Raw genomic sequence first — 4,087 nt, forward strand, 5'->3', positions numbered from 1 at the left:
GGTGCAAGCCAAGCGCCACTGACACGTCCGGTTTCTCGGCGCAGAGGTTTTTATCGCTTCGTCATCCTCGGGTCTGCGCTGCGTCGCTGCGCTCCTGCTTCGCCCATTGATGACGAAGGTGGGTGACGCCTCGGCCCATCGAGAAGGTGTCGACATTTTCTTTGCGGGCGATGTCGGTTTGCGGTTCATCGGCTCGTCCTTGGGACGGAAGCCAGATCAAACGCAGGACGCCATCATGACCATCAAGCTCGACATCGCCCCCAACAACGACCGTGAACTGGTTCTCGCCCGCATCATCGATGCACCGCGCGAAAACGTCTATCGCTGCTGGACTGACCCGAAACTGATTACGCGCTGGTTCTCGCCAAAGCCGTGGACGACGCCGCGCGCCGAGATGGATGTGCGCACCGGCGGGTCGAGCCTTGTCGTCATGGCTAGCCCGGACGGCAACGAATTCCCCAACCCGGGAGTCTTCCTCGAAGTCGTTCCCGGCAGGAAGATCGTCCTCACCGACGCCTACACAGAGGCTTGGCAGCCTTCGGAAAAGCCGTTCATGACCGTCGCGCTGACCTTCGAGGACGAGGGCAATGGCAAGACCCGCTACATCGCTCGGGTCAGGCACTGGAGCGTCGCCGACCGCGAACAGCATGAGAAGATGGGTTTCCACGAGGGTTGGGGACAGTGCGCCGACCAGCTCGAAGAACTCGCCAAAACGCTTTGATCCGCATGACGCTCTGATACCGGCATGACGAGAGGAGATCGATATGTCCAAAACCCTGTTTTCGCCATTCTTGCTTCGGTTGCAGCGCTCGTTGGCTGCCCAGGCACCACCAATGCGGAGGAGAAAAAACCCGCCATGACGACTGAGACGAACGCACTGCCGAAGCCGGAAAAGTCCGGCCTGCTGCCGATCAACGGCCTGAATTATTATTATGCCATCTATGGTAAGGGCGAGCCGCTGCTTCTGCTGCATGGCGGTCTCGGCACCACGGATATGTTCGCGCCGATCCTGCCGAAACTTGCCGAAAACCGCACCGTCATCGGCGTCGACCTGCAGGGTCACGGTCGCACCGCGCTGGGCGACCGCCCATTCACCGTGGAGGCGATGGGCGACGACATGGCCGCCATCGTCAAGGCGCTCGGTTACGATCAGGTCGATGTCATGGGCTATTCGCTGGGCGGCGGCGTCGCCTTCCGCATGGCCGCCCAGAATCCCGAAGCGGTGCGCCGCCTCGTCCTGGTATCGACCGGCTACGCCACGGACGGCTTCTATGACGAGATGCGTCCCCAGCAGGCACAGGTGAGCGCGGCCGCGGCTGAGTTCATGAAGGAGACGCCGATGTACAAATCCTACGTCGCCGTGGCGCCGCATCCTGAGGAGTTCCCGAAGCTCCTCGATGCGCTGGGCGGCTTCATGCGTCAGAACCGCGACTACGCGGCCGACGTCGCCAAGCTGAAGATGCCGGTCATGCTGGTCTATGGCGACAGCGATATGTACAAGCCCGAACACGAGATCAAGTTCTATCAGATGCTCGGCGGCGGGCTGAAGGATGCCGGCTGGATGCGCGAGAACCTGTCGCAAAACCGCCTGGCGATCCTGCCCAACCGCACCCACTACGACACTTTCTTCGCCCCCGAACTGACGGCCGCCGCGCTGCCGTTCCTCAACGGCCAGACCAAGGTCAAAACCTGGGACGAGGTCGTCGGCGAAACGGAGTGAACGCCAAGGCCGCCGGCTGTTAGCGGGCAGCCGCTTTCCGTGGCTGCCATGACGGCTTTCGGCGTCATGGCTTCACCCCCACTCGCATGGCTCGACGATCCCACGGTTTTCAAGCCGCAAATGCATATTTTCACGGGCTCGAAGCAGCCCTGGGTGGTGCTCGATGACAGCCTGCCGAAATACGAAGGCGCCCCTCCGCCAGGCTGATTTTTCCCTTCTCCCCTTGTTGTGGAAGGAGTGGATCGACGCGCAGCGCCAAGGGCCAGGGGAGAGCGCAAGCATGGCCAAAATTTAATCCAAATCGACACGAGATAGCCGGCAAAGCGTCATTGGCGGGCCATCATTGTCTCCCTATTTATGGGTCGCGGGTACGGCATTCGAGGAGACGACGGATGAACGACAGCATCAGCACCCTGGACGAGCTTTTGAGCGATCCGATGGTCCTGCTTGTGATGGAGCGCGATCGTGTGCGCCCCGAACAGGTGCGCATGCTGCTCGAACGGGCTCGCCGGCCTTCGACCGATGAGCCCGAAGTGCCGCCGGCGCATGTGATCGCCAGGACATGCCAGAAACTCTGGCTCTGCCCGTAGTCGCTTTGCGATTTTCGCTGTGTATCTCAAGCCGGCTCCAAGGTGGGCCGGTTTCGAACGGCGTGCACTTCGGCACGCCAGCTTACAAATCCGTAAATTGATTATCCGGCCCATGACGATAAGGCTTGCCCAGGATTGACCGATGGTCGGTCCACGCAACTCCGATCTCTCATGCACGGAATTCGATTTTGGCCGATATCTGCACACAAGGCCTGGATACGGGCTTCGTCGGCCTGGGGTTCGCCAAGGTGGCGTTCCTCGGCGTGGTGCAAGGCATCACCGAACTGTTGCCGATTTCCTCGACCGCCCATATGCGCATCGTGCCGGCCGTGCTCGGCTGGCAGGATCCTGGCTCCGCCTTCTCCGCCGCCATGCAACTCGCGGCTCTTGCCGCGGTGGTCAGCTATTTCTGGAGTGATGTCAGGAATATCCTGTTTGGTTCTTTCAACGCTCTGGCGCGACGCGATTTCGCCGACCGGCATTTCAAGCTGGCGCTCTGGATCGTGCTGGCGACGATCCCGATCGTCATCGCCGGCGTGGCGCTGTCTGGCGTGCTCAACGCCTGCAATTCGCCGCTACGCAGCCTGACGGTGATCGGCTGGGCCTGCATCGCAATGGCGATCCTGCTGGCGCTGGCCGAGATCTTTGCTCGTCACCGGCGCAGCATGGGGGGCGCGTCGCTGACCGATGCGCTGCTCGTCGGTGTTGCCCAGATCGGCGCGCTTGTTCCCGGCGTGTCGCGCTCGGGCTCGACCCTGACGGCGGCATTGGGGCTCGGCTTCAAGCGGGCCGAGGCGGCGCGCTTCTCATTCCTGCTCGGGCTGCCTGCCATCGCGCTCGCCGGCCTCAAGGAACTCTGGGAACTGCACAAGGTCCATCTCGACGCCCATGGCTGGTCGGTGCTTGCTGTCGGGCTGGTCGTTGCGTCGATCTCCGCCTTCTTCGCCATATGGGGGCTGATGCACGTGCTGGAGCGTTTCTCGGCTTGGCCGTTCGTCATCTATCGCGGCCTGCTCGGCATCGTCTTGTTGTTGAGCGTCGCCATGGGATGGCTTGCCTAAGTCCAGAGCCTTTCACAGTCTCGCTTGAAACAGGTTATATCCGTACCGGACCACGAACTTCGATTCCGGTAAGCGCATGGATTTCCTGACCCTCCTGCAATCATTGCCGTTGCTGCTGGCATTGGCCAAGGGCGCACTGCCGTCGGTGGCGGCATTTGGCATGGGATTTGGCCAGTGGACCGCTTCACTGCCGCCATGCCGGGACTTCACCTTCGAGGCGACCAGCTATCTCGTTTGCGAGGTCGATCCAAAACGATATCAGCTCGAGCTGTTCTGGAAGGATGCGGCGGGCAAGCCGTTTCAGTCGCTGCACAATCTGCATGCCACGCAACAGGCGGCAGGGCGCACCATGCTGTTCGGCATCAATGCCGGTATGTATCACCCGAACCTCGCGCCGGTCGGCCTCTATGTCGAGCGTGGCCAGGAGATGGCCTCGGTGAAAACGGGATCGGGAAGCGGCAATTTTTCCCTGCAGCCGAACGGCATTTTCTACATGCGAAACGGCAAGGCCGCAGTCCGTGCCACCAGGGATTTCGTGAAAAGGCGCCCGACAGTCGACTATGCGACGCAATCGGGGCCGATGCTGGTGATCGACGGCAAGCTGCATCCAAAATTCCAGGCTGACGGCACTTCACGGAAAACCCGCGACGGTGTCGGGGTGCGAAAGGACGGCGTCGCGGTTTTTGCGATTTCGAATGGCTCGGTGACCTTCCATG

General features: G+C 61.5%; 5 protein-coding genes and 1 pseudogene. All 6 read left to right on the plus strand.

Going from position 1 to position 4,087, the window contains the following annotated elements; all coding sequences use genetic code 11:
• Window positions 1–235 precede the first annotated feature (235 nt).
• Window positions 236–721 carry an SRPBCC family protein gene (locus EN750_RS21730; RefSeq protein ID WP_127397604.1) on the plus strand — a complete coding sequence of 162 codons (486 nt, stop codon included), beginning with the start codon at window positions 236–238 and terminating at the stop codon, window positions 719–721.
• 24 nt (window positions 722–745) lie between these two features.
• Window positions 746–1,720 carry an alpha/beta hydrolase gene (locus tag EN750_RS21735; RefSeq protein ID WP_127397605.1) on the plus strand — a complete coding sequence of 325 codons (975 nt, stop codon included), beginning with the start codon at window positions 746–748 and terminating at the stop codon, window positions 1,718–1,720.
• A 90-nt stretch (window positions 1,721–1,810) separates the two neighbouring features.
• A pseudogene (locus EN750_RS21740) lies at window positions 1,811–1,927 on the plus strand (GFA family protein); the annotation flags it as partial.
• Window positions 1,928–2,112: 185 nt separating this feature from the next.
• The gene (locus EN750_RS21745; RefSeq protein ID WP_013532087.1) at window positions 2,113–2,310 is read left to right on the plus strand and encodes a hypothetical protein; all 198 of its coding nucleotides are present in this window, start codon (window positions 2,113–2,115) and stop codon (window positions 2,308–2,310) included.
• Window positions 2,311–2,498: 188 nt separating this feature from the next.
• The gene (locus EN750_RS21750) at window positions 2,499–3,371 is read left to right on the plus strand and encodes an undecaprenyl-diphosphate phosphatase (protein ID WP_127269867.1); all 873 of its coding nucleotides are present in this window, start codon (window positions 2,499–2,501) and stop codon (window positions 3,369–3,371) included.
• 76 nt (window positions 3,372–3,447) lie between these two features.
• A partial coding sequence (locus EN750_RS21755; RefSeq protein WP_127397606.1) for a phosphodiester glycosidase family protein occupies window positions 3,448–4,087 on the plus strand: 640 nt, incomplete at its 3' end.

This window comes from Mesorhizobium sp. M7A.F.Ca.ET.027.03.2.1, assembly GCF_003999175.1.
In the GTDB taxonomy this organism is placed as follows: Bacteria; Pseudomonadota; Alphaproteobacteria; order Rhizobiales; family Rhizobiaceae; genus Mesorhizobium.